Genomic DNA, 23,702 nt, shown 5'->3' with positions numbered 1-23,702 from the left:
CGATAAAGCCAAATTGCCTTTTCTAAGAACTTTGATAGCCTACGGTTATGATACGCCTCACGATCCGACAGATGGAATATTTCTCGGCGCTGGCGCAGACACTGCATTTCGGGCGCGCCGCCGAGTTCGCGGGCGTGAGCCAGCCGGCACTGTCGGCCCAGATCGCGGAAATGGAGCAAAGGCTCGGCTGCGCCCTGTTCGAGCGCGGCGGCAAAGCGGTGCGGCTGACCGAGGATGCGCTGACGATACAGCCGCGCATCGAAAGCATCCTGGCTGAAATCCACGAGGTCGAGACGATGGCCCGCCGCGGCAGGCTGGCAATGGAGGGACGCCTGCGGCTCGGCATCATCCCGACAGTTGCGCCTTACCTGCTGCCGCACGTGCTGCCGGCGCTGAAGCGCGAATATCCCATGCTCAGGCTGGAGCTGCGCGAGGCAATCACCGGTGCGCTTGTCGAAGACGCGATCAATGGCCGGATCGATGCCTTCGTCGCCGCCCTGCCGCTCGACTATCCCGGCCTGACCGCTGAGGAGCTGTTTTCCGACCGCTTCTATCTGGCGGTGCCCGCCAACGACCCCGACTTCATCTCACCGCCGGTGCCGCCGGAAAGCCCGGCGCTGGAACGGCTGATGCTGCTGGAGGAAGGCCATTGCCTGCGCGAACAGGCGCTCGCCGTGTGTGGCAGCGTCAAGCCGGTGGCGATGGCCAATTACGGCGCGACCAGCCTGACCACGCTGTTGCAGATGGTGGCACATGGGCTGGGCGTGACGCTGATACCGGAGATGGCGGCGGGACCGGCCCGCGACCAGCGCGACCTCAAGGTCGTGCCGTTTGCCGAACCGGTTCCGGAGCGCCGCATCTGCCTGGCCTGGCGCCGCAACAGCCCCCGGCACAATGAGTGCCTGGAGCTGGCGCGGATTATCCGTGGACTGCAGCCGCTATTGCGGCATTGAACTCGGCCAGTGTTGCCTCATCGGCGGCATCGCGAACTTTCAGCGACTGCACCAGGCAGGCCTGCGAGCGCAGGATGACGCCATCGGACAGGATCTTCAGGTGGTTGGCGCGCAGCGTCGAGCCGGTCGAGGTGATGTCGACGATCACATCGGCCGAACCCGCAGCAGGCGCGCCTTCGGTGGCACCGAGGCTTTCGACGATGCGGTAGACCTGGATGCCGTGCATCTGGGAGAAGAACTGCTGGGTAAGGCGCCAGTATTTGGTGGCGATGCGCAGGCGGCGGCCGTGGCGCTGCCGGAAATCGGCGGCGACATCGTCGAGATCGGCCATGGTGTCGACGTCGAGCCAGATGTCGGGCACGGCAACGACGACGTCGGCATGGCCGAAGCCGAGGCGGGCTGATATCGCGGCCTTGCGCTCCCAGTCGGCGAGGTTTTCGCGGATCAGGTCTTCGCCTGTTATACCGAGGTCGACATTGCCCTGGCCTATCTCGCCTGAGATCTCGGAAGCAGACAGGAAGGCGATTTCGATGTCCGCCCTGCCCTCGATCGAGGCGCGATAGCGGCGGTCATCGTCGGGCAGATTGACGGTAAAGCCGGCCTTGGCCAGCACCTCGAGCGCCTGCTCCTTGAGCCGACCCTTGGAGGGAAGTGCAATCGAGATGGCCATCAGCGCGCCTCCCTCAAGGCTTCGATGCGGTCGAGCCAGACGGAGAAGCCGACGCCGGGGATGGGCTTGGCGGCGCCGAGCAGTGTCAGCAGGCGGTCATAGCGGCCACCGCCGGCGAGTGGCCGGTCGGCGTCGGGGCCGGAAATCTCGAACACCAGGCCGGTGTAATAGTCGAGCGGGCGACCGAAAGCGGCGTCGTAGCGGACGGAAGCGGCTGTGAGCCCGTGGTCTGATATGGCTTTGGCGCGGGCGGCGAAATTGTCGAGAGCTGCACCCAGCGTGAGCCCGGCGCCGGCGGCAAACTCCTTCAGCGCGGCCGGTGCCTCGTCGAGCACGACGTCGATGGCCAAAAAGCGCTCGAGCGCCTCGAAGGCATCGCTGGACAAACGAACGCTGCGCAGCTCGGCCTTTTCGATCAGGCGGCGGGCGATGTCGTTGGGCGTACGGCCGGCAGAAGGCGAAAGACCGGCCTGTTCCATGCCAGTGGCAATGTGGGCGGCAAGCGCGTCGTGATCGCCATTGGCGACGAGCGACGCGGCGGGCTCGGCAAGAGCCGAGCTGCGCGTCGGTGCGGCGAGATCGCCGAGGGCGGCGGCCAGGAGCTCAGCCGAGCCGAAAGCGCGGGCAAGGCGCATACGCCAGCCGCGCGGTAGGCCAAGCGCTGCCAGCACCGCCTCGAAGATCGCCTGATCACCGACGGTGACGGTCAGTTCGCGGCCAGGCAGGCACAGCGACAGCAGCGCATGGGCATCGGCCACCGAGCGCGCGTCGGCGGCGGCCGTATTGGTATCGCCGAGATCCTCGACGCCGGCCTGGAAGAACTCGTTGCCGCCCTCGCGGCGCTGGCGGAAGACCTCGCCGAGATAGGAATAGCGGCGTGGCGTGCCGGACTGGGTGTGGATGTGGTCGAGGCAGACCGGAATGGTGAATTCGGGCCGCAGGCACAGCGAAGCGCCGGTTTCGCTTTCGGTCAGGAAGATGCGCCGGCGCAGGTCCTCGCCGGCCATATCCAGGAACGGATCGGCCGGCTGCAGCACCGGCACGTCGACAGCATCTGCCCCGCGCGCGGCGAAGAGCTTGAGGATATCGGACGCGATGGCCGGGTAGCGCGTGTTCATCGAACTACTGTTTCGCCCGCTCTTCCGCCTGCGCGGCCAGGATCTTCTTCGCTTCGGTCACGAGGTCGGCTTCCGGCACGGTGATCTGGGCCGGACGCGCGGCGCGCCACTCGGCATTGTCGGTGATGCCAGCCGACATGCGCGCGCCTTCGATCAGGTCCTTGATCTGAATTTCGCCCTTGGCACGTTCATCGCCGCCCTGGATGATGACGACTCCCGAGCCCCTGCGGTCGGCATATTTGATCTGAGCCTTCATGCCGGCGCCGCCGAGATACATTTCGGCGCGCACGCCGGCGCGACGCAGTTCGGCAACCATCTTCTGGTAGCGGCCGAGGCTTTCGGTGTCCTTGTCCATGACCAGCACGACAACAGGCGCGACAACGTCTGATGTATCGAGCTTGCCGAGATTCTTGAGCGCGGTCATCAGGCGCGATACGCCGATGGAGAAGCCGGTTGCCGGCACCGGCTCGCCGCGGAAGCGCGAGACGAGACCGTCATAGCGTCCGCCACCGCCGACCGAACCGAAACGCACGACCTGGCCGTCGTCATTGGGGATCTCGGCCAAGAGCTCGGCCTCGAAGACCGGACCGGTGTAATATTCCAGGCCACGGACAACGGAGGGGTCGACCTTGACGCGGCCGTCGTCATAGCCCGCGGCGGCAGCAAGCGCGCCGATCTGGGCGAGCTCTTCGACGCCTTCGGTGCCCCTGGCATTGCCGGCGACGATGGCGCGCAGGTTCTCGGCAGTGGTTGCAGCATCGGCCGCGCCTGCCTCGGTAAAGGCAATGACGGTGGCGATGGCGGCTTCGTCCAGGCCAGCACCCTTGGTGAAGTCGCCCTCGCCTTCCGCACCACCGTCCCAGCGGCCCTTGCCGAGCAGCAGGCGCACACCTTCGGGGCCGAACTTGTCGAGCTTGTCGATGGCGCGCAAGACGGTCAGCCGGCGATTGCCGTTGTCGTCGCCGCCGAGGCCGATGGCCTCGAGCACGCCGTCGAGCACCTTGCGGTTGTTGACGCGGATGACGTAGTCGCCGCGCTTGATGCCGAGCGCTTCCATCACATCGGCCATCATCATGGTCATCTCGGCATCGGCTGCGACGCCTGGCGTGCCGACGGTATCGGCGTCGAACTGCATGAACTGGCGGAAGCGGCCGGGACCGGGCTTCTCATTGCGGAACACCCAGCCGGAGCGATAGCTGCGGTAGGGCTTGGGCAGCTTCTCATAGTTTTCGGCGACAAAGCGCGCCATCGGCGCGGTCAGGTCGTAGCGCAGCGACAGCCACTGCTCGTCGTCGTCCTGGAAGGAGAAGACGCCTTCGTTGGGGCGGTCCTGATCGGGCAGGAATTTGCCGAGCGCGTCGGTGTATTCGATCAGTGGCTGGTCGACAGGCTCGAAGCCATAGAGCTCGTAGACCTCGCGGATTTTCGCCATCATCTTCTCGACGATCCGGATGTCGTCCGCGCTGCGGTCGACGAAGCCGCGCGGCAGTCGCGCTTTCATCTTTTCCGATTTGTCGGCCATGGCGAGAATTCCGCTGTTTTCCAGAAATTTTGGCCGCGATCACGGCGCGGCGTGTCGTAACCGAAATGGGATGGAGCGGCAAGCGTTTGGCACAGCACGAGGAAGCCGAAACATTTCCACAATTTGACCGACATCGTGCCGATACAGCTTGAAGCGACAAGGCGCAGCATTGAATGCCAGGACGAACACGATGCCGACGATCGCAGCAGAACTCGACGAGACCACAGCCCAGACACCCCAGGCGCGGCCGGAAGATGCCGCCCAAAGACTGGCGTCACCGTTCGGGGATACGCTGCTTGCGGTGGCATTGGTGCTCTATCCGGCGCTCGCCGCCGTCGGTGCGATCGCAGCCGGCCTGATGTTTTCCGCATAGGGCCTCAGTCGGCCACGAAAGGGCACTGCCATGCCACGGATCGTTTCAACCGCAGCGCTCAGTGCGCTGTCGCTCGCGGCCGGACTTGCCACGGCCCAGGCATGTTCGCCCGGCGATGCCAAGCTCGCCGGGCACTATTATCTCAACGGTGTCATGGAAGTTGGGTCCGAGTTGCTGCTGAAGCCGAACGGCAGCTTCGAATTCATGCTCGCCTATGGCGCCAACGACCAGTACGGCAAGGGCTGCTGGGTCAAGCGCGGCGCGACGGTGGAGGTCATTCCGGCCGGCCGCAGCTCAGCGTCGCGGCGCCACACGCCCGACGACCGCGGTTTCGGCGGGCTGCTGCTGACGGTGTCAGGTCGGTCGCTGGTCTGGGACATCGCCGGCAGCGGACATAAGGGACGGTATGAGCGCTAAATTCCTTTCGCCCTTGCGGAAGAAAGCAAGCGCACTCACCCCGGCCGCTTGAACGCCTTGCGCTCGGCCTCGATCTTGCCGCGGCACATGCAGCCTTCGATGTGGTCGTTGACCAGCCCCATCGCCTGCATGAAGGCATAGACGGTGGTCGGGCCGACGAAGCTCCAGCCGCGCTTCTTCAGCTCCTTGGAGATCCGCGTCGAGGTTGGCGTCGTCGGGTTGGCGATCAATGTCGGGTAGTCGACCACCTTAGGCCGCTCGTCAGCGCCGGGCTCGAACTTCCAGAACCACGCCGCAAGCGAACCGGCCTCGTCGGCGAGTTCGCGGGCACGCTTGGCGTTGTTGATGGTCGAGACGATCTTGCCACGATGGCGGACGATGCCGGGATTGCCGAGCAGGCGTTCGATGTCGGCCTCGCCATATTCGGCGACCTTGTCGAAATCGAAGCCCGAAAAGGCCTCGCGGAAATTGTCGCGCTTGCGCAGGATCGTCAGCCACGACAGACCGGACTGGAAGCCTTCAAGGCAGATCTTTTCGAACAGCCTGGTGTCGTTGGCGACCGGTCGTCCCCATTCATTGTCGTGGTAATGCAGATAATCCGGCAACGCCCCCGGCCAGAAGCAGCGCGCCGCCCCATCCGCGCCGACCATCAAACCCGTCTTTTTTTCTTCCATGTCGAACCCGTTCGTTAACAGTCCAGTGCATGACCGCGAAAATCGAAGGCCGATTTTCGGAAAAGGATCATGCACCGACCCGAAAGCGTTACAGCGTCCTTTGCGTGTCCAAGAGGACGCGCGGCGCTGTAATGGCGCTGATTTACCTGTGCTTTACCAGACTCCTGAACCGGCCGGTAACCACACCAAAAGGTTTCCTGACAATCTCGCATTTTAAGCAACCCGATTCACGTTTCGGTGGGAACGCCTGGACAACATGATCCCGAACCGGGGCACGAATTGTCTTCTGCCCCGTGGCGACGATCGAGTTGAGAGTACGTCCATGAAAACACCTCTGATCCTTCTGGCATCCGTTGCCATGCTGGCCGAGTTGGCCGCACCGGCCTTCGCCTATGACCGTTACGCCGAGCGTCCGCCTGTCGTGGTGAGCCCCGACCTTTCCGCTCCGTGGGTGCTGCAGCTTGGCCGCAACCCGGGCCAAGTGATGCCCAGGCAGCAGCGGCGCCAGCAACCGGCCCAGGCGCAGGCCAGGCCGACGGCGCCACGTAGCGCACCACGCACCGCCCAGCGCCAGAAGGTCCGGCCCGACGGAGTGCAGACGGCCGCGCTGCGCGCGCCGGAGAAGCGCTCGGTCAAACCGCAGATCAACCCGATCTACCTGCCGCAGACGGTCGCCTATGATGGCGGCGAGAAGGCAGGCACCATCGTCATCGATACGACCGAGAACTTCCTCTACCTCGTTGAGGCCAACGGCCAGGCACGGCGCTACGGCGTTGGCACCGGCAAGCCGGGCTTCGAGTGGTCGGGAACGCACAAGGTGACGTCGAAGCGCGAATGGCCGGAGTGGCGCCCGCCGGCTGAGATGATCGCGCGCGAACGCGCCAAGGGCCGCGTGCTGCCGGCAATGATGACCGGCGGCCCGGAAAACCCGCTCGGCGCGCGCGCGCTTTATCTCGGCTCGACGCTGTACCGCATCCACGGCACCAACCAGCCCTGGACCATTGGCGGGGCGGTGTCGTCGGGCTGCATCCGCATGCGCAATGAAGACGTCATGGACCTTTACGAGCGGGTCGCTGTCGGCACTAACGTCGTGGTCAGATAACACCTGATACGGGGGCGGAGCCGGTCGCAAGACCAGGCTCCCAAGCAAAAGGGCAGCACGGCGGAAGACCGTGCTGCCCTTTTCGCGTCGTGCGGCAGGCCGACCAAAAGTCTCACTCCGCGGCAACATTTCAGGAAAAAATGTTTAACATGGATGAAAATTGATCCGATCGGGCCTTTTCATCGCCGGCTTGCCGCAGTATCCGGGGTGATCCCAAGCCGATGACCTGCGAAGGAAGACCAATGCCGCCGCTCGACGACAACCGCTATCTCAAAGGCGGCCCCGTGGCCGCCCGCATCATCGCTGAAGTCCGCGCCGCCGCGCAGCAGGCGACCGACGAAGGATTTCGCCCCAAGCTCGTTTCGATCACCGTCGGGGACGTCGCTGCCGTGGACGTCTACGTCCGCAACCAGCGCGCCAAGGCGGAGCTGGCCGGCATCGACTTCGAGGAACGGCGTTTTCCGGCGGAGCTGACGGCCGGTGAACTGGAAGCGGCGATCCACGGCATGAACGCTGACCCGCGCATCACCGGCATCATCATCCAGCGGCCGGTACCGGCGCACATCCCGATCAAGGCGATCCAGGCAGCGGTACATCCGCTCAAGGACGTCGAAGGCATGCATCCGGCCTCGATCGGCAACATCGTCTACAACCAACTCGACCTCGCGCCATGCACAGCTGCCGCCTCGGTCGAACTGCTGAGGGCCACCGGGCTCGACCTCAAAGGCCTCGAGGTGGTGGTGGTCGGGCACTCGGAGATCGTCGGCAAGCCGATCGCCTTCCTGCTGATGAGCGAGGGCGCGACGGTGACCGTGTGCCACCACATGACACGCTCGCTGGCAGCGCATGCACGCCGCGCCGACGCGCTGTTCGTCGCTGTCGGCAAGCCGAGGCTGATCAAGGCCGACATGGTCAAGCCGGGGGCCGCGGTGATCGACATCGGCATCAATGCCGAGACCCTGCCGGACGGTTCGAGCCGCATCGTCGGCGACGTCGACACCGAAAGCGTCAAGGAAGTGGCGTCGTGGATCACGCCGGTGCCGGGCGGGGTCGGCCCGGTGACGGTGGCGATCCTGTTGCGCAACACCATGGTGGCGCTCAACCGCCAGCGCGCGGTCTATCGCGCGACGTTCGGAACGGCCGAAGCGACGCTGGCTGCCGAATAGGGCCTGCGCCGGTTCGCACCGGCACCCTGCCCTGCCGATTGCTAGAGCCGCCAGGTGCCTTGCTGCACCTGGGGCGTTACCGGATTGGCGATCATCTGCAGCCCGTTGGTAACGACGATCGGAGAACCGTCAGGCACGCGCTCGTAGAGGTCGATGACGTCCTGGTTGATCAGGCGGACACAGCCCGATGACACCGACTTGCCGATCGATGCCCATTCGGGCGAGCCGTGCAGGCGGAACAGCGTGTCCTTGCCGTCCTGGAAGATGTAGAGGGCGCGCGCGCCAAGCGGGTTCTGCACGCCGGGCTGCATGCCGCCTTCCCATTCGTTCTTGCCGGGGATCTGGCGGGCACGGTACTTTTCCAGCTCGGGCTGGCGGTCGATCATCTCGTTAGGCGGGAACCAGCGCGGCCAGGTCTGCTTCCACTCGATGACGCCGCGACCGGCCCATTCGAAGCCGGCCCGGCCAAGGCCTACGCCATAGCGGATTGCCTCGCCATTGTCGGCGACGACATAGAGAAAATGGCCTGCCGTATCGATGACCACCGTGCCTGGTGCCTCGCCGGTCGGATCGGTCACGACCTGGCGGTAATATTGCGGATCGATCTTCTTGAACGGCACACCCGGAATGTCATAGCCGTTGTCGTTGACCGGGGCATACATCATTTGCGGGTCGGCGAATGACGGGTCGTTGCGCATGGTCGGCGGCGGGGGTGCAGCGGGAAACGCCGGTTCATAAGCCACCCGTTCGCTGCGCGTCGTCGAGCATGCGGACAGGACGGCCGATGCTGCGCCAGTTGCGGCCAGGGCCAGCAACCTGCGGCGGGTGAATGTCGACATAAAGGCTTCCACTGCGTTCTTCGAATTGCTGCAACGCACGAAGCCTTCGCACGTTCCACCCGCCAAGTTCAATCCCGAACGGTCGAGGCCATGGTCAACTCTGGTTGTAGTCGCTGCGCATCGGTTGCCACATCGAGATATCGCGCGGGGCGGCCAGCAGCTCGTCGAGCGCGGCGTGCCATTCCTCGCGATAGGGCCGCTTGAGCTGCACGTCGAGCACGTCCTGGTGATCGGCCCAGGTTTCGTGCAGCAGGAAATGGTTGGTATCGGCGGGGTCGCCATGCAGCGTCGCGCTGACGAACATCGGCTCATGGCGCATTGCGTCCAGCACGCCGTTGAGCAGCGTGAGAAAGCGCGTGCGCTGTTCCGGACGGACGGTGAAGCCGATGACGTAGGTGACGCTCATTGCCATTTTCCTCTGCATTTGTCCGGCAAGGCGCCGACTGCATGAGCTGGAAAATGCCAGAGCCGCGCGCAGCTTCAATGACCTCAGAGGTAATAGCTTCGATTTACTGCCGGCGAACTGGCCTGCGCTCACTCGGCCGCAAGCAGCGGCGCGGCGGGCAGCCCGGCCGGTTTTTCGCCGCCATAGGCCCAGTCGAGCAGCTTGATCGTATGGATCACCGGAATGTTTGCCGCCGAGGCGATCTGGGTGATGCAGCCTATATTGCCGGTGGCGACGAGCGCGGCACCCGTGGCCTCGATGTTCTTGACTTTGCGCTCGCGCAGGCGCGCCGAAATCTCCGGCTGCATGATGTTGTAGGTGCCGGCCGAGCCGCAGCAGAGATGGCCTTCGCGCGGTTCCCTAACGATAAAGCCGGCACGGGCCAGCAAATCCTTGGGCTGGCGGGTGATCTTCTGGCCATGCTGCATCGAGCAGGCCGAGTGATATGCGACCGTCAGTCCGGGTTTGCGCTGCGGTTCGGGCAGATCGAGTGTAACCAGATACTCGGTGATGTCCTTGGCCAGTGCCGAGACCCGCGCGGCTTTATCCGCGTAAGCAGGATCGAGCCGCAACATGAAGCCGTAGTCCTTGATAGTGGTGCCGCAACCCGATGCGGTGATGACGATGGCGTCGAGCCCGCCTTGCTCGATCTCGCGCGTCCAGGCGTCAACGTTCTGCCGCGCCTGATCAAGGGCTGCATCCTCGCGGCCCATGTGATGGACCAACGCACCGCAGCAGCCCTCGCCTTTGGGCACCACCACCTCGATGCCGAGCCGGTTGAGCAGTGACACCGTCGCTTCGTTGATGCCGGGTTCGAGCACCGGCTGGGCGCAGCCGGTGAGGATGGCGACACGGCCATTTTTCTTGCCCTTCGCAACATGGGTGCCAGGCGAAGCCGTCGCCGATGCGGCGGGAACAGTTGCCGGCGCCAGCCTGAGCATTGCTGCAAATGGCTTCAGTGCAGGCACGGCATCGAAGGCATTGGCGAAAGGCCGGCCAAGGCGGGCCAGTTTCAGCGCCGCGCGGAACCGCGCGGGATATGGCAGCACGGCAGCCAGCACGCCGCGTGTCAGGCGGTTCATCAGCGGGCGCTTGTAGGTCTTTTCGATATGGGCGCGGGCGTGGTCGACGAGATGCATGTAGTTCACGCCCGACGGGCACGTCGTCATGCAGGCAAGGCAGGACAGGCAGCGGTCGATGTGGGTGACGATCTCCTTGTCGGCCGGGCGGCCGTTCTCCAGCATGTCCTTGATCAGGTAGATGCGGCCGCGCGGCGAATCCAGCTCGTTGCCGAGCGTCACATAGGTCGGGCATGTCGCCGTGCAGAAGCCGCAATGCACGCATTTGCGCAGGATCTTCTCGGATTCCGCGACATGCGGATCGGCGAGCTGGGCGATGGTAAAATTGGTCTGCACGGCGTTACGACACTCTTTCGGTGGCTAGATCAGCCAGCTCTCGGGGTTCTTGATCGGCTCGCCGCGTCCCAGCGCCTGCAGGCCGATGATGCAACGGACGATGAACCAGACGGCGACCGCAAACATCAGGATGAAGCCGATGAACACCAGCATCAGCACGAAGGACGCCAGCGCGTAGAGCAGGCCGATCCAGAAGGTGCGGATGAGCCAGGTGTAGTGGGTCTCGACGAAACCACCCGCCTTGCCGCGGTTCATGTAGGCCAGGATAATGCCGACGATGCCGCTGATGCCGATGACCAGGCCGGCGAGATAGAGGATGTAGATCACCTGGACGTTGGTCGGGCCCGGATCGAGCCAGCGGTCGGTCTGACGCGGGGTGAAATTCGGCGGTGTTTCGCTCATGACATGGCTCCCTCTGCTGCACTTGCCAAGGTAGCAGAGTCCGGCGAATGCACCATCCGGCCGGGATTGAGGATGGCCTTGGGGTCGAACTCGGCCTTGATACGGGCCGAAAGTGCTGCCAGTGCAGTCGGCTGAGGCTCGAAGACCGGGACTGCAGCACGCCAGGCGGGCGCGGCACGGACCAGCGTGGCATGACCGCCGCCGAACTTGCGGATCAGGGCACGCAGCAACTCGGCTTCCGGCTCGCCTTCCATGCGCAGCCAGACCAGGCCGCCCTGCCAGTCGTAGAAGGCGTCGGCGGCCGCCTGCATGCGCAGCGCCAGCACCATGTGGTGCGCGTTGGCCGGCGGCATGGAAATGCGCCAGACCGGCTTGTCGCTGCCGTCAGAAAACGGTCTGACATCGCGCACGTCACGCCACAACGTGCGCGACGCTTCCTCGGCGACCTCCTCGAGAGGGCCGGCATTGCCAAGCATCTGCCTGAGCTGGCCGAGGCGGTAGGCGACCGACGGACCAAAACCTTCGACACGCAGCAAGGTGGCGGGGTCGCCGCCGAGCTTGCCGTCGAGCACGCGGCCGGCCATACGCTCGGGCAGGTGTGCCGCAGACGACACCTCGGCGCTGGAGCCCATGGCAATCGACATCGCCGCGGTCGCGTTGTCGTCGAGCAGGCCGCGAATGATCAGCGTCGTCTCCGTCTCGGCCGCCGGCAGCACCTTGAAGGTGACATCGGTCGTCACGGCCAGCGTACCCCAGGAACCCGCCATGACCTTGGACAGGTCGTAGCCGGTGACATTCTTGACCACGCGCCCGCCCGACTTGAAGGCCTCGCCGCGCCCCGACACGGCATGGATGCCGAGGATGTGGTCGCGTGCGGCACCCGCCTTGAGCCGGCGCGGACCGGCAAGATTGGCGGCGAGCGTGCCACCGATGGTGCCGCGCCCCGGCGCCTCGCCGAGCAGCGGGCCGTAGTCCATCGGCTCGAAATCAAGCCGCTGGTCATTGTCGGCGAGCAGCTTTTCGATTTCGGCCAGCGGCGTGCCCGACCTGGCCGACAGCACCAGTTCGGCCGGTTCGTAGAGCGTGACGCCTGTCAGCTTCGACAAGTCGATCGTGTGCTCGGCCTGTAGTGGCCGGCCGATGCCGCGCTTGGAGCCATGGCCGACGATTTCCAGCGGCGCTTCCTCGGCCAGTGCCCATTGGACAGCGGCAAGGACTTCGTCTGACGTGGTGGGGGTGACGGTGCTCAAAGCCGGTGCTCCCGAAGCTTTTCGAGGGCAACAGCGCCGCGGGGCGACAGGCGGTAGCCAATGTCGAGGCTTTCGGTCAGGCCGAGTTCCTTGAGCTTGCGTACGTCCTGCTTGAACTTCAGCTTCTCGACGCCGAGGCGTTCGGCAAGCGTTGTTGCCGCCACCTCGGGGTTCTGCCCGATCAAACGCAGAATGGAGGGGAAATAGCCGGGCGAAGTGCTGTCCCATTTGGCGAAGCGGGCGGCGAGCGCATGCCAGTCGGCATCGCTGAGTTCGGCCTCGCGCAGCGTCAGTCGCGCGTCAATCTCGACGCCGCCGAAGCTGATGCGATAGAGCGTGCGGTCGGCGCCGGCACGAAGGTCGGCGACCAGTGCTGCATGGTCAGCGTAGCCGGCGGCGTGGGCGTCAATCTCGGAGAGCTTGGCTTCGTCGACCACCTCGACCGCACCAACCCGGACCACGCCGATGGCCGTGCGCAGCCCGGTGCCCGCCTTGACCGTCGGCCGCTGCCAGCGGCGGAAGGCGAGCGTGATGTCGCCACGTTTGATACCGTCGAGGGTAGCCTGCTTCAGCAGCATCAGAACCTCGGAATGTCGGGGAAGGCCACTTGGCCGCGGTGGACATGCATGCGGCCAAGTTCGGCGCAGCGGCGCAGCTGCGGGAACACCTTGCCGGGGTTGAGCAGGTGGTTGGGATCGAAGGCGCATTTGACCCGCATCTGCTGGTCGAGGTCGATGTCGTTGAACATCTCCGGCATCAGGTCCCGCTTTTCGACGCCGACGCCGTGCTCGCCGGTCAACACACCGCCGACCTTGACGCAAAGACGCAAGATGTCGGCGCCGAAAGCCTCGGCCTTTTCGAGTTCGCCCGGCTTGTTGGCATCGTAGAGGATCAGCGGGTGGAGATTGCCGTCGCCGGCGTGGAAGACGTTGGCAACGCCGAGGCCATACTGCTCCGACAGCGCGCGCATGCCTGACAGCACGCGCGGCAGCTCCTTGCGCGGGATGGTGCCGTCCATGCAGTAATAGTCGGGCGAGATGCGGCCGACAGCGGGGAATGCCGCCTTGCGCCCGGCCCAGAAGGTCAGCCGCTCCTGCTCGGACTGCGAGACGCGGCAGGTGGTCGCGCCGTTGCGGTTGGCGATCGCCTCGACAAGCCCGATCAGGTGATCGACCTCGACGGCGGGACCATCCAGCTCGACGATCAGCAGCGCCTCGCATTCCAGGGGGTAGCCGGCATGGACAAAATCCTCGGCGGCGTGGATCGCCGGGCGGTCCATCATCTCCATGCCGCCGGGAATGATGCCGGTGCCGATGATATCGGCGACGCACTGGCCGCCCTGCTCGCTGGTCGGGAAGCCGATCAGCAGCGCGCGCGCCGTTTCCGGCTTCTTGAGGATGCGGACGGTGACCTCGGTGACGACGCCGAGCAGCCCTTCCGAGCCGATCATGACGCCGAGCAGGTCGTAGCCCTCGGCGTCGAGATGCTTGCCACCGAGGCGCACGACCTCGCCATTCATCAGCACCATTTCGATGCCGAGCACATTGTTGGCCGTCAGGCCGTATTTCAGGCAATGCACGCCGCCGGAATTCTCGGCGACATTGCCGCCGATCGAGCAGGCGATCTGCGACGAGGGATCGGGCGCGTAATAGAAGCCGTCCTGCTCGACCGCATGGGTGATACCGAGATTGGTGACACCGGGCTGGGCGGTGACGGTGCGGTTGGGATAGTCGATTTCGATGATGCGGTTGAAGCGGCTCATGACGACCAGAACGGCATCCTCAAGCGGCAACGCGCCGCCGGAGAGCGACGTTCCCGAACCGCGCGGCACGACGCGGATGTTGCGGTCGTTGCAGTATTTGAGCAGGCGCGAGACCTGGGCGACCGTCTCGGGCAACACCACGACCAGCGGCAGTTGGCGGTAGGCGGTGAGGCCGTCGCTTTCGAAGGCCCGCATCTCGTTGACCGTATCGACCACGCCTTCGCCCGGCACGATGATGCGCATGTCGGCGACGATCTCGGCGCGGCGGGCAAGCGTTGCCGCATCGGGCTTGGGCATCGATATGCCGGACATCGGTCACCTTCGGTCGACAAGTGGTAAAAAGCTTTTACCAGTTGGCGCCAACGCTTGCAAACCGAACGAAGGTCGATCGCCGCAGCGGGGCGGCGCACGGCTTCGGCAGCGTCAATCTGCCGCTGCTTTCCAGACGCTGGAAGGTGCGCCGGCTACTCGCCAGCCAAGGCCTTCGGCTCTTCGTGGGCGCGCCGTACGCGGCGCACGCCCCACCACACAAGCAGGATCGCCAGCGGCACCGAGGCCGCGGTGACGACCTCGGGGGCGAAGAAATGATCCACCGTCGAGGCGCCCTTGGCGACATAGCCGATCAGGCCGACGACATAATAGGACACGGCTGCAACCGACAGCCCTTCGACGGTCTGCTGTAGGCGCAGCTGCAGCCGGGCCCGGTTGTTCATCGAGGCCAGCAGGTCGCGGTTCTGCTTTTCGACCTCGACGTCTACCCAGGTGCGGAGCAGCGTGGTGGCGCGGGTGAGTTTACGCGACAGGTTGGCCTGGCGCTCCTCGACCGAACGACAGGTGCGCATGGCGGGCGCGACGCGGCGCTTGAGGAAACCGGCCCAGGTGTCGTAGCCGGCGACAACCTCCTCTTCGAGCGCTTCGAGGCGTTCGCGGACGATGCCGTCATAAGCCTTGCTGGCGCCGAAGCGGTAGAGGCTGGAGGCGGCGTCGGCCTCAAGTTCGGCGGCAAGCTCGGTGAGGTCGGCAAGCAGCGCCTGGCTGTCTCGGGTCTCCGTCGCCTTCATTTCGCGCGTCGCCTGGGCGAGCCGGTCCTCGATGCGGCGGACACGGCTGGACAGCGACAGTGCCATGGGCAGGCCGAGCATGGCGAGCGTGCGATAGGTCTCGATGTCGATCAACCGCTGCGACAAAGCGCCGGTCCGCGCCGGCGTCAGGCCGCGATCGAGGACGAGGATGCGCGTCAGCCCATCACCGTCCTGCCGGAAGTCGGTGACGATGGCGGCAGCGCCATTTTCGACGATCGAGTAGCACAGGCTGGTCGGGTCGAAGCCGGCGATCAGCTTCTCGTTCGCCGGCGTCCACTTGCGGATTTCGAGCCTGATTCCCGAAATGACAGTGCCGGGCGGGCTGAAGCCGTTGCCGAAGGGCGAGGCCTCCTGCGAACGACTGCTTTCGCTGAGCGGACCTTCCCACAGATAGGTCGAAAACTCGGTGTGGCGCTCCCAGCTCAGCGAGCCCTGCCCCCACTTCATGGCGTGATGGCGGGCCTGGCGATCGGGCGCGGCGATGCCGAGGCGGCGTGAAAGTTCGGAGAGCACGGCCTGGTCGACGGCCGATCCGCCCTCGGTCATGAAGGAAAGCTGGACCAGCACGCGCGGGCTGTCGACGAGCGGATGGGGCCGCGAATGCACCTCGCCAAGCGCACCGGGACGTCCCTCATGGGCCGGAAAGCCCATGACGCTGCCGGTCGAACGCGGCAGAAATTCCAATGAGGACGGCTCGGCTGTCACGTAGGGTCCCTCGATGCCAGACCTTGCTGCCTCTAGGTAAGTTTGCCGCAACAGGCAAACGCCAACTTTAGCGGGGGCTGATAGTGTGCCTCACAAACGGCTGTCGCGGATACTGCCGGACTGGATAAATAATTTGACCAGTCGGGGGCCGCGCTCCTATCCTTGTGGCCAGGACAGAGGTTCCGGACAGCACCCTTGAGCGACATATTTTCCAGGATCGAGCATTCGCGCACCGCGGATGAGGTGGTGCAGCAGATCGAGAGCCTGATCCTCGAAGGCGTGCTGCGCGCCGGCGACAGGCTGCCAGGCGAACGCGAGATGGCCAAGCAGTTCGACGTGTCCCGGCCGATCCTGCGCGATGCGCTGAAGACGCTGGAAGCGCGCGGACTGATGGTGACGCGCCATGGCGGCGGGACCCATGTGGCGGACGTGATCGGCGAGGTGTTTTCCAAGCCGGTGATGGAGCTGATCGTCAACCACCGCAAGGCGGCAGCCGACTATCTCGAATACCGCCGCGAGATCGAGGGGCTGGCGGCGGAATATGCGGCGCAGCGGGCGACGACTGAAGACCTCGCCTTGCTCGACGGCATCGTGACGCGGATGGAGGCGGCGCATGCCCGCGCCGACCCCACGGAAGAAGCGGCGATCGACGTCGAGTTCCATCATGCGGTCGGCGAATGCGCCCACAACATCATCCTGCTGCACACGCTGCGCTCGTGCTACAAGCTTCTGTCGGACGGCGTGTTCACCAACCGGCTGGTGGTGTTCACCGTCAGCGGCACGCGCGACGTGCTGCTCGAGCAGCACAAGGCCATCCATCGCGCGGTCGTGGCGGGAGATCCCACCGCGGCGCGCAAGGCGGCGATGGACCACATCACCTATCTGGAGCGTGCCATGGCCGAGGCGGAACGCAGCGGCGACTGGCAGCGCATCTCACGCCTCAGGCTCAGGCAGCGTACCGACAGCGCTGAAACGGGCCGGAAGCCGTGACTGGAATGCACTATCTCGACGCCCGGGGTCCCGAGGGCATCCGTATCTATGCCATTGGTGACATTCACGGCCATCTCGACCTGCTGCGCGACATGCATGCGCGCATCGCCGAAGAAATTGCGCGCGACAAGCCCGCAGACTGGCGCATCGTTCACCTCGGCGACCTCGTCGACAGAGGCCCCGACAGTGCGGGCGTGATCGCGCTCCTGATCGCTGCCGTGGCGCGCGATCGGCGCAACATCGTGCTGGCGGGAAATCACGACGTCGGCTTTCTCGATTTTCTCGCCCAGCCCGACCCCGACAGCCTGTTTGCGCGGCATGGTGGGCGCGAGACTGCACTTTCCTACGGTATCGATCTGAGGATGGAGGATGCCGACAGCCTGAGACACAGCCATTGCGAGCTAGCGGCGGCCGTGCCGGACAGCCATCTGAGCTTCCTGCGCGCCCTGCCCCGCTCGGCGTCGTTCGGCGATTTCTTCTTCTGTCACGCCGGCATTCGTCCAGGCGTTGCCCTCGAACGGCAGGATCCGGAGGATCTGATCTGGATCCGCAACGAATTCCTGCGTTATCCCGGGCTGCACCCGAAGGTCGTCGTGCACGGGCACACACCGCAGGCGGAGCCCGAGGTGCTGGCCAACCGTGTCAATGTCGACACCGGCGTGTTCCATTCAGGCGAATTGACCGCGCTCGTCATCGACGGCGCGGAAAAACGGCTGATGTCGGTAAGAATTCCTGGAATTAGCGGGCGGCTGCGGTGACGCCGTAGCCGTCGACCGCATGATGGTCGGCCGCGGCATCCGCGGCATAAATCCCGAAGCCGCCGAGCACGATGGCCGACAGCATGGCGAAGGACAGAAGCGCTGCTTTCAAGGGAGTCATCTCAGGTTGAGCTTCCTGCATCCTGCACGAACGGAGTTACGAATAAGTTTCCGAAAAGTTTAAGCTGCACCGCGGTCGCGCGGCATCACGGCCGTGCTTCTAGGGTGGTTCTGTATCGGGCTTGTGTCGCACTGCACTCAGAGATGGTTCATTCGCGATACCATCGCCAGCTAGCGCAAGGCTGTCTTTAGAAAGGCTTGCCGGCACAATCCAGCCGGCAGATGACTATGCACAGCGGATTATTTTCGACGTGCCAAAAATGTCACTGAACAGCGGCTGTCGCCGTCAGATGGCGGCTACCCAGGCACGGGCCAGCGTCAGGCCCACCGCATCGGCTTCGGGGCCGTCGCGGGCGGCTTCGACTTCATGCCGTTCAGGCCAGTCGGGATGGCGCCTTGAGATCGTCTCGGCAAAGGCCTCGTTCCACTGGCGCACCAGCCTCCGGTCGGCCTCGAAATGGAATTGGATGCCATAGCCGGCGCGACCGACGCGGAACGCCTGGTTGCCGGTGACCGAACTGCCGGCCAGCCTCACCGCATCCTCGGGCAAGGTGAAGGTGTCGTCATGCCACTGGAAGATCGGAAAGCGCTGGGGCAGGTCGCTGAAGACGAGATCGTCCTGGGCCTCATCGGTCAAGGTAATGCCGTGCCAACCAAATTCGGTCGAGCCGCCAACGCGGTTGTGGCCACCGAAGGCGCGCGCCAGGAGCTGGCCGCCGAGGCAGATGCCGAGCACCGCCTTGTCCCGTTCGACGAAGTCGCGCGCCAACTCCAGCAATTCGGGAAAGTAGGGCGAATGCGCATCGTCGCGGGCACTCTGGCCGCCGCCAAGCATGATCATCGCGTCATGGCTATCGGCGTTTGCCGGCAAGGCATCGCCGAGATGGGCATTGCACTGGTCGATCACCGCCTCGACTTCGGCAAGGGCATTGCCGAGCTGACCAAGGCCGGTGCCTTCATAATTCTGGACAACGAGGACGCGCATCTCGGCCTTTCCGGCGGTGACAAAGTTGCGGCGAGCCCTATCATGCGGCTTGCACCGCAGCCAAGAAGGATCGGCTATGCCACTGCAGAACCGGGTCGACCCTTTCGGCGAAATTCACGCCACATCGGAGCGCGGCAGCTTCACCGGCAATCGCGGCATCATCCACGACCCTGAGACCCGGACCTTGCTCAACCGGCGCTGGGCGACCAAGGCGTGGATCACCTGCGCGCTCGAATTCAAGGGCGTGCGCCGCGTGCCGATGGGGCGCAACCGTCCCGGAAACAAGACCGGCTGGACCGAATTGTTCTTCCTGGACGAAGTGACGGCACTGGCCGCCGGGCACCGCCCCTGCTTCTATTGCCGGCGCCATCGCGCCAAGGCTTTTGCGGCGGCCTATGCCGGCGCCTTCGGCAAGGAGCATACGAATGTCGACGAGATCGACGCCCGGCTGCACCGGGAGCGGCTGGCTTCGGGCGGCCAGCCGGTCGAACTGGACCGGCACGGACTGCACCTGCTGCCTGATGGGGCGATGTTTTCGGATGGTGCTTCCGACTATGCCGTGCGCAGCGGCAAGGCACTGCGCTGGAGCTTCGCGGGCTACGATGCGGCACTCGGCTTCGACGACATTGCCGACACCGACATGTGCATTGTCACGCCGGCGACGACACTTGCAGTGCTGCACCAGGGCTATGCGCCGGAATGGCATCCAAGCGCCGAGCGGCTTTCGGCCGAAGCTGTCCCTTGACCGCTGGCGCGGCCTGCCGCATTGCTCGGCCATGCGCGCAAACTACAAGATGCAACGGCTGTTCGTGCCTGATGACCTCGCTTCCGGCGCGACCTTCGATGCCGATCCGCAGCAGAGCCACTATCTCGCCCATGTGCTTCGCCTCGGCGAAGGCGCGGAAGTCCTGCTGTTCAATGGCCGCGACGGCGAGTGGTCCGCAAGGATCGCGGGCAAGACCAAGAAGGCGGTGCGGCTCGAGGTTGTCGACCTGCAACGGCCGCAGCCCATTCATCCCGACCTCGTCTATTGCTTTGCACCGCTCAAGGTCGGACGGCTCGACTACCTCGTGCAGAAGGCCGTCGAGATGGGCGCAGGAACTTTGGTGCCCGTCATCACCCAGCACACGCAGATGAAGCCTGGGATCGACCGGCTGCGGGGGAACGCCGTGGAAGCCGCCGAGCAATGCGGCATCCTGGCCATTCCCGAGGTGCGCGAGACAGTGAAGCTGGAGCACCTTCTCGCCGGCTGGGACAAGGAACGGCGGCTGATCTTCTGCGACGAGGACGCCTCGACCAACAATCCGATGGCAGCCTTGCAGGGCATCAAGGAGCGCAAGCTCGCCCTGCTGGTCGGGCCTGAGGGCGGTTTCTCCGACGACGAACGTCGCATGCTGCGCGCCCTGCCTTACGTGACCGCCATTCCGCTGGGGCCACGCATCCTGCGCGCCGACACGGCGGCAGTGGCGGCCCTTGCCGTCATCCAGGCTGTCATCGGCGACTGGTAATCAGCTGAGCACCTTGCCTGGCCACGGGTTGATGCCGTCGCGCAGCCACAACAGCGTATCGAGCCAGAAGTCGGGCGCGTGTCGGCTGTGGAACAGGCCGAAATGGCCGATCGCCGGCCGGTCGAAATCTCCAGGCGAGAGCAATAGCTGTGTCGTGTTCGAACCGGTGTAGTAGCCGAGCGCACGGCGAACGGCCTGTGGCGTGCCGATTTCGTCATCGGCAACGCCGACGGCCAGGATGGGCGCCGTAACCGCAGCAAAGCGACGCAGGACATCGCCCCGTTCCGCCTCGGGGTGGCTCAACTCGATGCGCGCGCCACGAAAGCTCCACTCGTTGGCGACCCCCTTGGGCAAATCCTCCAGCCAGCCGAGCCGCTTTCCAGGAAAGTAGCCACAGAGGGCGGTGATGACGGGCATCGCCACATGCCATTTGAGAAGCAGCCTCGGGCGGCGGGCGGCGGCATAATCGCGCCAATAGGCAAACTGCGCGCCAACGGTGAGCATGCGGGCGATGCCGGTGGCGGACTCCGCCAGGCCGGGCAAGACGCCGCCGATGCTGTGCCCCACCACCATCAAGGGCGCGGCCGGATCGAGGCGTCTGGCCAGACGCAGCACCGCCTCGAAATCGCGTTCGCCCCAGTCGCGCCAGCGATGGCCACAACCGCGCAGGCGAACCGTCCGCGAAGCGCCGATACCGCGATAATCATAGGTGACGACGTCGAAGCCGCGACCGGCGAGAAACATGGCATAGCGATGATAGTAGCTGGCAAGCACGCCAGTGGCCGGATTGACGATGACGGTCCCGGTCTTTTCGCCACGCGCATGCGGCCAGATGTGGCCGCGCAGCACAACGCCATCGGCACACACGACCTCGATGGCTCTGGGCTCACTCACCAAAACTGCAATCGACATGGTGCACACTCGCTTTCCGCCTCGAGCGCTAGCCAATTCGGCTTTCCAATTACACTCACTAGTCAGTATACTTCGGCAATGAAAACCTCAGGGAAGCCGACCCGCGAGCGCATCATCGATGCGGCCTCGAAGCTGTTCTATGGCGAGGGCATCCGCGCTGTCAGCGTCGATGCCGTGGCCGAAAAGGCGGGGCTTACCAAGCGCACGCTCTATTATCACTTCCAGAGCAAGGACGAGCTGATAGCAGCCTATCTCGACGGCCGCGACCAGCCCAACCTGGGGCTGTTCCAGCGCTGGTTCGACGAGGCCGAGGGCGGGATAGATCAGAAAATTCGGATGATCTTCTGGCAACTGGCCAAATCCGCACGGCATCCCAGATGGAAGGGCTGCGGCTATCTGCGCACGGCAGCCGAACTGGCCACCATGCCCGGACACCCGGCGATCAAGACCGGCATCGCGCACAAGAAGCGGGTCGAGGCTTGGCTAGCCAGCGCCTTCGCCGCCGAGGGCGTCCGCTCGCCGGAGCTTTTGGCACGTCAGATCATTCTGTTGCTGGACGGCTGTTTCGCCGTCGTGCTGCTCAACCGCGACCCCTCCTATATGGAAACGGCCGGCGAAGCTGCAGCGACGCTGGTGAAAGCGGCGCTAGCGTAAACCGGTCGCAAAAACCTTGGATTTGGGACGTGCAGTCCGCAACGGGACAATTCCAAGCATCAACATTTCACTATCGGCACCCGAAACGATCAATTCCTGTTGACGAAGGCTCAGGATTTTTCGCTTGATCGGCGAGCGCTGGATCGTCCATCAAGCGCCCGCGGTCCTTCCGCCTTCAGGAGAAGCATATATGGCGCGCGACACCACCGATTTCCGGCCTATCGAAGGGATGGACGAACTCGTCGACTATCTCGCAGCCGGCAACAAGCCGCGCGACAAGTGGCGGATCGGCACCGAGCACGAGAAATTCCCGTTCTATGTCGATGGCAACGCACCGGTTCCCTATGGCGGCGATCGCGGCATCCGCGCGCTGCTCGAAGGCATGCAGAAGACGCTTGGCTGGGATCCGATCATCGATGCCGGACGTATCATCGGGCTGGTCGAGCCGACCGGCCAGGGTGCGATCTCGCTCGAGCCCGGGGGGCAGTTCGAGCTTTCCGGCGCGCCGCTCGAAACGATCCACCAGACCTGTCGCGAGGGCAATGCGCATCTGGCACAGCTGCGCGAGATCGCCGAACCGCTTGGCATCCGCTTCCTCGGCCTGGGAGGCAGCCCGAAGTGGACGCTTCCCGAGACGCCGCGCATGCCGAAGTCGCGCTACGACATCATGACCGCCTACATGCCCAAGGTCGGCACTAAGGGCCTCGACATGATGTACCGGACCTGCACCATCCAGGTTAATCTCGACTTCGAGAGTGAAGCCGATATGCGCCGCAAGATGCAGGTCTCGCTCAAGCTGCAGCCGCTGTCCACGGCGCTGTTCGCCAATTCGCCCTTTACCGACGGCCGCCCCAACGGCATGCAGAGTTGGCGTGGCGACATCTGGCGCGATACCGACAACCAACGTTCGGGCCTGCTCGAATTCTGTTTCTCGCCGCAATTCGGCTTTGCCGACTATGTCGAATGGGCGCTCGACGTGCCGATGTATTTCGTCATCCGTGACGAGCAGTACCGCGATATGACGCACATCACCTTCCGTCAGTTCATGGCAGGTGCTGCGCGCAACGAGATTCCCCAAGGCATGCCGACGATGGGCGACTGGGCCAACCACCTGTCGACGCTGTTCCCGGACGTGCGCCTCAAGCGTTTCCTCGAAATGCGCGGCGCCGACGGTGGACCATGGCGCCGCATCTGCGCCCTGCCGGCCTTCTGGGTCGGACTGCTCTATGATCCGGCAGCCCTCGACGCCGCCGAAGAGTTCACCCGGGACTGGACCTACGCCGAAGTGCTGGCAATGCGCGACGCCGTGCCAGAACAAGGCATTGCGGCATCGTTCCGTAACACCACGCTGCGCGAGATCGGCCGCGAAGTGTTGACCATCTCCCGCCAGGGACTGGTCAACCGTGGCCGCAAGAACCGCGAAGGGTTCGACGAGGCCGGCTTCCTCAACACGCTCGACGAGGTCATCGCGCGCGGCACGACGAGTGCCGAGGAAATGCTCAACGCCTACAACACGCGCTGGGGTGGTTCGATCGAACCGGCGTTCCTGGAATACGCCTACTAGGCGGCGAAACCGCATTTTTTGGCAATTGACGCGCGATTATCCGTGCAGCCGATTCTCGGCATCAGGTAGCCACGCATAAATACCTCAATTATATCAGTCCTATAGTCGTCCCCCTGACATTGTCAGGGGGACGCTGGCAATTGACGCTCGTTAATCACCCTCATCTTGAACCAACCAGCCCGAATCTTCGTGCTGCTATCGAGGGAGAGCTTAATGAATAGGTTTGAATTCCGATTCAAAGACCTTAGTGTAATCGTGCAAGGCGTGGCGGCCATTGCCCTGACCGCTACGACCACCACGATAATCATACTGCTAG

General features: G+C 64.5%; 26 protein-coding genes. 11 read left to right on the top strand and 15 right to left on the bottom strand.

Annotated elements, in window-relative coordinates:
- Positions 1-47 precede the first annotated feature (47 nt).
- The gene (locus IHE39_RS00440) at positions 48-953 is read left to right on the top strand and encodes a hydrogen peroxide-inducible genes activator (RefSeq protein WP_192565137.1); all 906 of its coding nucleotides are present in this window, start codon (positions 48-50) and stop codon (positions 951-953) included.
- On the opposite strand, the gene hisG is transcribed toward IHE39_RS00440, so the two are convergent.
- The 3 genes from hisG to hisS are packed head-to-tail and all read right to left on the bottom strand — an operon-like array spanning position 919 to position 4,263.
- Entirely contained in the window at positions 919-1,623 is a 705-nt protein-coding gene (gene hisG, locus IHE39_RS00435; RefSeq protein WP_184771288.1) for an ATP phosphoribosyltransferase, read from the bottom strand. The two genes, IHE39_RS00440 and hisG, sit on opposite strands and share 35 nt — an antisense overlap.
- Positions 1,623-2,741 (bottom strand): ATP phosphoribosyltransferase regulatory subunit, encoded by a 1,119-nt coding sequence (locus IHE39_RS00430; RefSeq protein WP_192565136.1) that lies wholly within the window; start codon positions 2,739-2,741, stop codon positions 1,623-1,625. The genes hisG and IHE39_RS00430 overlap by 1 nt, the downstream gene beginning before the upstream one ends.
- Before the next feature lie 4 nt (positions 2,742-2,745).
- Positions 2,746-4,263 carry a histidine--tRNA ligase gene (gene hisS, locus IHE39_RS00425; protein WP_192565135.1) on the bottom strand — a complete coding sequence of 506 codons (1,518 nt, stop codon included), beginning with the start codon at positions 4,261-4,263 and terminating at the stop codon, positions 2,746-2,748.
- Between the two features lie 190 nt (positions 4,264-4,453).
- On the opposite strand from hisS, the gene IHE39_RS00420 reads away from it, so the two are divergent.
- On the top strand, positions 4,454-4,636 hold the full coding sequence (locus tag IHE39_RS00420; protein WP_192565134.1) for a hypothetical protein: 183 nt from the start codon (positions 4,454-4,456) through the stop codon (positions 4,634-4,636).
- A gap of 30 nt (positions 4,637-4,666) precedes the next feature.
- Positions 4,667-5,053, top strand: coding sequence for a hypothetical protein (locus tag IHE39_RS00415; RefSeq protein WP_184771297.1), 387 nt, complete (start codon positions 4,667-4,669; stop codon positions 5,051-5,053).
- Between the two features lie 35 nt (positions 5,054-5,088).
- Here IHE39_RS00415 and IHE39_RS00410 read toward each other — a convergent pair whose 3' ends face one another.
- Complete coding sequence (locus IHE39_RS00410; protein ID WP_192565133.1) at positions 5,089-5,727, bottom strand: DNA-3-methyladenine glycosylase I; 639 nt, start codon at positions 5,725-5,727, stop codon at positions 5,089-5,091.
- Positions 5,728-6,049: 322 nt separating this feature from the next.
- Between IHE39_RS00410 and IHE39_RS00405 the strand changes: the two genes are divergently transcribed.
- Both IHE39_RS00405 and IHE39_RS00400 read left to right on the top strand, forming a co-directional pair.
- Positions 6,050-6,829: a L,D-transpeptidase gene (locus IHE39_RS00405; RefSeq protein ID WP_192565132.1), complete on the top strand. Its 780-nt coding sequence runs from the start codon at positions 6,050-6,052 to the stop codon at positions 6,827-6,829.
- Between the two features lie 242 nt (positions 6,830-7,071).
- Positions 7,072-7,995 (top strand): bifunctional 5,10-methylenetetrahydrofolate dehydrogenase/5,10-methenyltetrahydrofolate cyclohydrolase, encoded by a 924-nt coding sequence (locus IHE39_RS00400; protein WP_184771303.1) that lies wholly within the window; start codon positions 7,072-7,074, stop codon positions 7,993-7,995.
- Positions 7,996-8,036: 41 nt separating this feature from the next.
- On the opposite strand, the gene IHE39_RS00395 is transcribed toward IHE39_RS00400, so the two are convergent.
- The 8 genes from IHE39_RS00395 to IHE39_RS00360 form a co-directional block, all read right to left on the bottom strand.
- Complete coding sequence (locus IHE39_RS00395) at positions 8,037-8,834, bottom strand: L,D-transpeptidase (RefSeq protein ID WP_192565131.1); 798 nt, start codon at positions 8,832-8,834, stop codon at positions 8,037-8,039.
- A 94-nt stretch (positions 8,835-8,928) separates the two neighbouring features.
- Entirely contained in the window at positions 8,929-9,240 is a 312-nt protein-coding gene (locus tag IHE39_RS00390; RefSeq protein WP_184771307.1) for a putative quinol monooxygenase, read from the bottom strand.
- A 128-nt stretch (positions 9,241-9,368) separates the two neighbouring features.
- On the bottom strand, positions 9,369-10,694 hold the full coding sequence (glcF, locus tag IHE39_RS00385; protein WP_184771309.1) for a glycolate oxidase subunit GlcF: 1,326 nt from the start codon (positions 10,692-10,694) through the stop codon (positions 9,369-9,371).
- A 24-nt stretch (positions 10,695-10,718) separates the two neighbouring features.
- Complete coding sequence (locus IHE39_RS00380; RefSeq protein ID WP_192565130.1) at positions 10,719-11,096, bottom strand: DUF4870 family protein; 378 nt, start codon at positions 11,094-11,096, stop codon at positions 10,719-10,721.
- A complete protein-coding gene (gene glcE / locus IHE39_RS00375; RefSeq protein WP_192565129.1) occupies positions 11,093-12,346 on the bottom strand; it encodes a glycolate oxidase subunit GlcE in 1,254 nt (417 codons plus the stop codon). The genes IHE39_RS00380 and glcE overlap by 4 nt, the downstream gene beginning before the upstream one ends.
- Positions 12,343-12,924: a helix-turn-helix domain-containing protein gene (locus tag IHE39_RS00370; protein ID WP_192565128.1), complete on the bottom strand. Its 582-nt coding sequence runs from the start codon at positions 12,922-12,924 to the stop codon at positions 12,343-12,345. The genes glcE and IHE39_RS00370 overlap by 4 nt, the downstream gene beginning before the upstream one ends.
- Positions 12,924-14,420, bottom strand: a complete 1,497-nt coding sequence (locus tag IHE39_RS00365) for an FAD-linked oxidase C-terminal domain-containing protein (protein WP_192565127.1) — start codon at positions 14,418-14,420, stop codon at positions 12,924-12,926. The genes IHE39_RS00370 and IHE39_RS00365 overlap by 1 nt, the downstream gene beginning before the upstream one ends.
- A 152-nt stretch (positions 14,421-14,572) precedes the next feature.
- Positions 14,573-15,841 (bottom strand): DUF3422 family protein, encoded by a 1,269-nt coding sequence (locus tag IHE39_RS00360; RefSeq protein WP_210327477.1) that lies wholly within the window; start codon positions 15,839-15,841, stop codon positions 14,573-14,575.
- Positions 15,842-16,090: 249 nt separating this feature from the next.
- On the opposite strand from IHE39_RS00360, the gene IHE39_RS00355 reads away from it, so the two are divergent.
- Complete coding sequence (locus IHE39_RS00355; RefSeq protein WP_192565125.1) at positions 16,091-16,885, top strand: FCD domain-containing protein; 795 nt, start codon at positions 16,091-16,093, stop codon at positions 16,883-16,885.
- A gap of 5 nt (positions 16,886-16,890) precedes the next feature.
- Positions 16,891-17,643 carry a metallophosphoesterase family protein gene (locus IHE39_RS00350; protein ID WP_192565124.1) on the top strand — a complete coding sequence of 251 codons (753 nt, stop codon included), beginning with the start codon at positions 16,891-16,893 and terminating at the stop codon, positions 17,641-17,643.
- Here the strand turns inward: IHE39_RS00350 and IHE39_RS00345 are convergent.
- Together IHE39_RS00345 and IHE39_RS00340 are read right to left on the bottom strand one after the other, a co-directional pair.
- Entirely contained in the window at positions 17,624-17,764 is a 141-nt protein-coding gene (locus tag IHE39_RS00345; RefSeq protein WP_165915765.1) for a hypothetical protein, read from the bottom strand. The two genes, IHE39_RS00350 and IHE39_RS00345, sit on opposite strands and share 20 nt — an antisense overlap.
- A 285-nt stretch (positions 17,765-18,049) precedes the next feature.
- Positions 18,050-18,748 (bottom strand): type 1 glutamine amidotransferase, encoded by a 699-nt coding sequence (locus IHE39_RS00340; RefSeq protein WP_192565123.1) that lies wholly within the window; start codon positions 18,746-18,748, stop codon positions 18,050-18,052.
- A gap of 76 nt (positions 18,749-18,824) precedes the next feature.
- Here IHE39_RS00340 and IHE39_RS00335 point away from each other — a divergent pair, with 76 nt between their 5' ends.
- Positions 18,825-19,493 (top strand): hypothetical protein, encoded by a 669-nt coding sequence (locus IHE39_RS00335; protein WP_192565122.1) that lies wholly within the window; start codon positions 18,825-18,827, stop codon positions 19,491-19,493.
- Positions 19,494-19,524: 31 nt separating this feature from the next.
- Positions 19,525-20,256, top strand: a complete 732-nt coding sequence (locus IHE39_RS00330; RefSeq protein WP_192565121.1) for a 16S rRNA (uracil(1498)-N(3))-methyltransferase — start codon at positions 19,525-19,527, stop codon at positions 20,254-20,256.
- On the opposite strand, the gene IHE39_RS00325 is transcribed toward IHE39_RS00330, so the two are convergent.
- Complete coding sequence (locus tag IHE39_RS00325; protein WP_192565120.1) at positions 20,257-21,168, bottom strand: alpha/beta hydrolase family protein; 912 nt, start codon at positions 21,166-21,168, stop codon at positions 20,257-20,259. It lies immediately after the preceding gene.
- 78 nt (positions 21,169-21,246) lie between these two features.
- Here IHE39_RS00325 and IHE39_RS00320 point away from each other — a divergent pair, with 78 nt between their 5' ends.
- Together IHE39_RS00320 and IHE39_RS00315 are read left to right on the top strand one after the other, a co-directional pair.
- Complete coding sequence (locus IHE39_RS00320; RefSeq protein ID WP_192565119.1) at positions 21,247-21,822, top strand: TetR/AcrR family transcriptional regulator; 576 nt, start codon at positions 21,247-21,249, stop codon at positions 21,820-21,822.
- 190 nt (positions 21,823-22,012) lie between these two features.
- The gene (locus tag IHE39_RS00315) at positions 22,013-23,386 is read left to right on the top strand and encodes a glutamate--cysteine ligase (protein ID WP_192565118.1); all 1,374 of its coding nucleotides are present in this window, start codon (positions 22,013-22,015) and stop codon (positions 23,384-23,386) included.
- The last annotated feature ends 316 nt before the right edge of the window (positions 23,387-23,702 follow it).

This window comes from Aminobacter carboxidus (assembly GCF_014863355.1).
GTDB lineage: Bacteria > Pseudomonadota > Alphaproteobacteria > Rhizobiales > Rhizobiaceae > Aminobacter > Aminobacter carboxidus.
The sequence above is the reverse complement of the archived record's forward strand: the minus strand, read 5'-3'. Positions and strand labels throughout refer to the sequence as shown.

Excerpts from the sequence above, each read along its gene's own strand:
- IHE39_RS00440 (WP_192565137.1), top strand. The coding sequence starts at position 48 with ATGATACGCCTCACGATCCGACAGATGGAATATTTCTCGGCGCTGGCG.
- hisG (WP_184771288.1), bottom strand. The coding sequence starts at position 1,623 with ATGGCCATCTCGATTGCACTTCCCTCCAAGGGTCGGCTCAAGGAGCAG.
- IHE39_RS00430 (WP_192565136.1), bottom strand. The coding sequence starts at position 2,741 with ATGAACACGCGCTACCCGGCCATCGCGTCCGATATCCTCAAGCTCTTC.
- hisS (WP_192565135.1), bottom strand. The coding sequence starts at position 4,263 with ATGGCCGACAAATCGGAAAAGATGAAAGCGCGACTGCCGCGCGGCTTC.
- IHE39_RS00420 (WP_192565134.1), top strand. The coding sequence starts at position 4,454 with ATGCCGACGATCGCAGCAGAACTCGACGAGACCACAGCCCAGACACCC.
- IHE39_RS00415 (WP_184771297.1), top strand. The coding sequence starts at position 4,667 with ATGCCACGGATCGTTTCAACCGCAGCGCTCAGTGCGCTGTCGCTCGCG.
- IHE39_RS00410 (WP_192565133.1), bottom strand. The coding sequence starts at position 5,727 with ATGGAAGAAAAAAAGACGGGTTTGATGGTCGGCGCGGATGGGGCGGCG.
- IHE39_RS00405 (WP_192565132.1), top strand. The coding sequence starts at position 6,050 with ATGAAAACACCTCTGATCCTTCTGGCATCCGTTGCCATGCTGGCCGAG.
- IHE39_RS00400 (WP_184771303.1), top strand. The coding sequence starts at position 7,072 with ATGCCGCCGCTCGACGACAACCGCTATCTCAAAGGCGGCCCCGTGGCC.
- IHE39_RS00395 (WP_192565131.1), bottom strand. The coding sequence starts at position 8,834 with ATGTCGACATTCACCCGCCGCAGGTTGCTGGCCCTGGCCGCAACTGGC.
- IHE39_RS00390 (WP_184771307.1), bottom strand. The coding sequence starts at position 9,240 with ATGAGCGTCACCTACGTCATCGGCTTCACCGTCCGTCCGGAACAGCGC.
- IHE39_RS00380 (WP_192565130.1), bottom strand. The coding sequence starts at position 11,096 with ATGAGCGAAACACCGCCGAATTTCACCCCGCGTCAGACCGACCGCTGG.
- IHE39_RS00370 (WP_192565128.1), bottom strand. The coding sequence starts at position 12,924 with ATGCTGCTGAAGCAGGCTACCCTCGACGGTATCAAACGTGGCGACATC.
- IHE39_RS00365 (WP_192565127.1), bottom strand. The coding sequence starts at position 14,420 with ATGTCCGGCATATCGATGCCCAAGCCCGATGCGGCAACGCTTGCCCGC.
- IHE39_RS00360 (WP_210327477.1), bottom strand. The coding sequence starts at position 15,841 with ATGGGCTTTCCGGCCCATGAGGGACGTCCCGGTGCGCTTGGCGAGGTG.
- IHE39_RS00350 (WP_192565124.1), top strand. The coding sequence starts at position 16,891 with ATGCACTATCTCGACGCCCGGGGTCCCGAGGGCATCCGTATCTATGCC.
- IHE39_RS00345 (WP_165915765.1), bottom strand. The coding sequence starts at position 17,764 with ATGACTCCCTTGAAAGCAGCGCTTCTGTCCTTCGCCATGCTGTCGGCC.
- IHE39_RS00340 (WP_192565123.1), bottom strand. The coding sequence starts at position 18,748 with ATGCGCGTCCTCGTTGTCCAGAATTATGAAGGCACCGGCCTTGGTCAG.
- IHE39_RS00335 (WP_192565122.1), top strand. The coding sequence starts at position 18,825 with ATGCCACTGCAGAACCGGGTCGACCCTTTCGGCGAAATTCACGCCACA.
- IHE39_RS00330 (WP_192565121.1), top strand. The coding sequence starts at position 19,525 with ATGCGCGCAAACTACAAGATGCAACGGCTGTTCGTGCCTGATGACCTC.
- IHE39_RS00325 (WP_192565120.1), bottom strand. The coding sequence starts at position 21,168 with ATGTCGATTGCAGTTTTGGTGAGTGAGCCCAGAGCCATCGAGGTCGTG.
- IHE39_RS00320 (WP_192565119.1), top strand. The coding sequence starts at position 21,247 with ATGAAAACCTCAGGGAAGCCGACCCGCGAGCGCATCATCGATGCGGCC.
- IHE39_RS00315 (WP_192565118.1), top strand. The coding sequence starts at position 22,013 with ATGGCGCGCGACACCACCGATTTCCGGCCTATCGAAGGGATGGACGAA.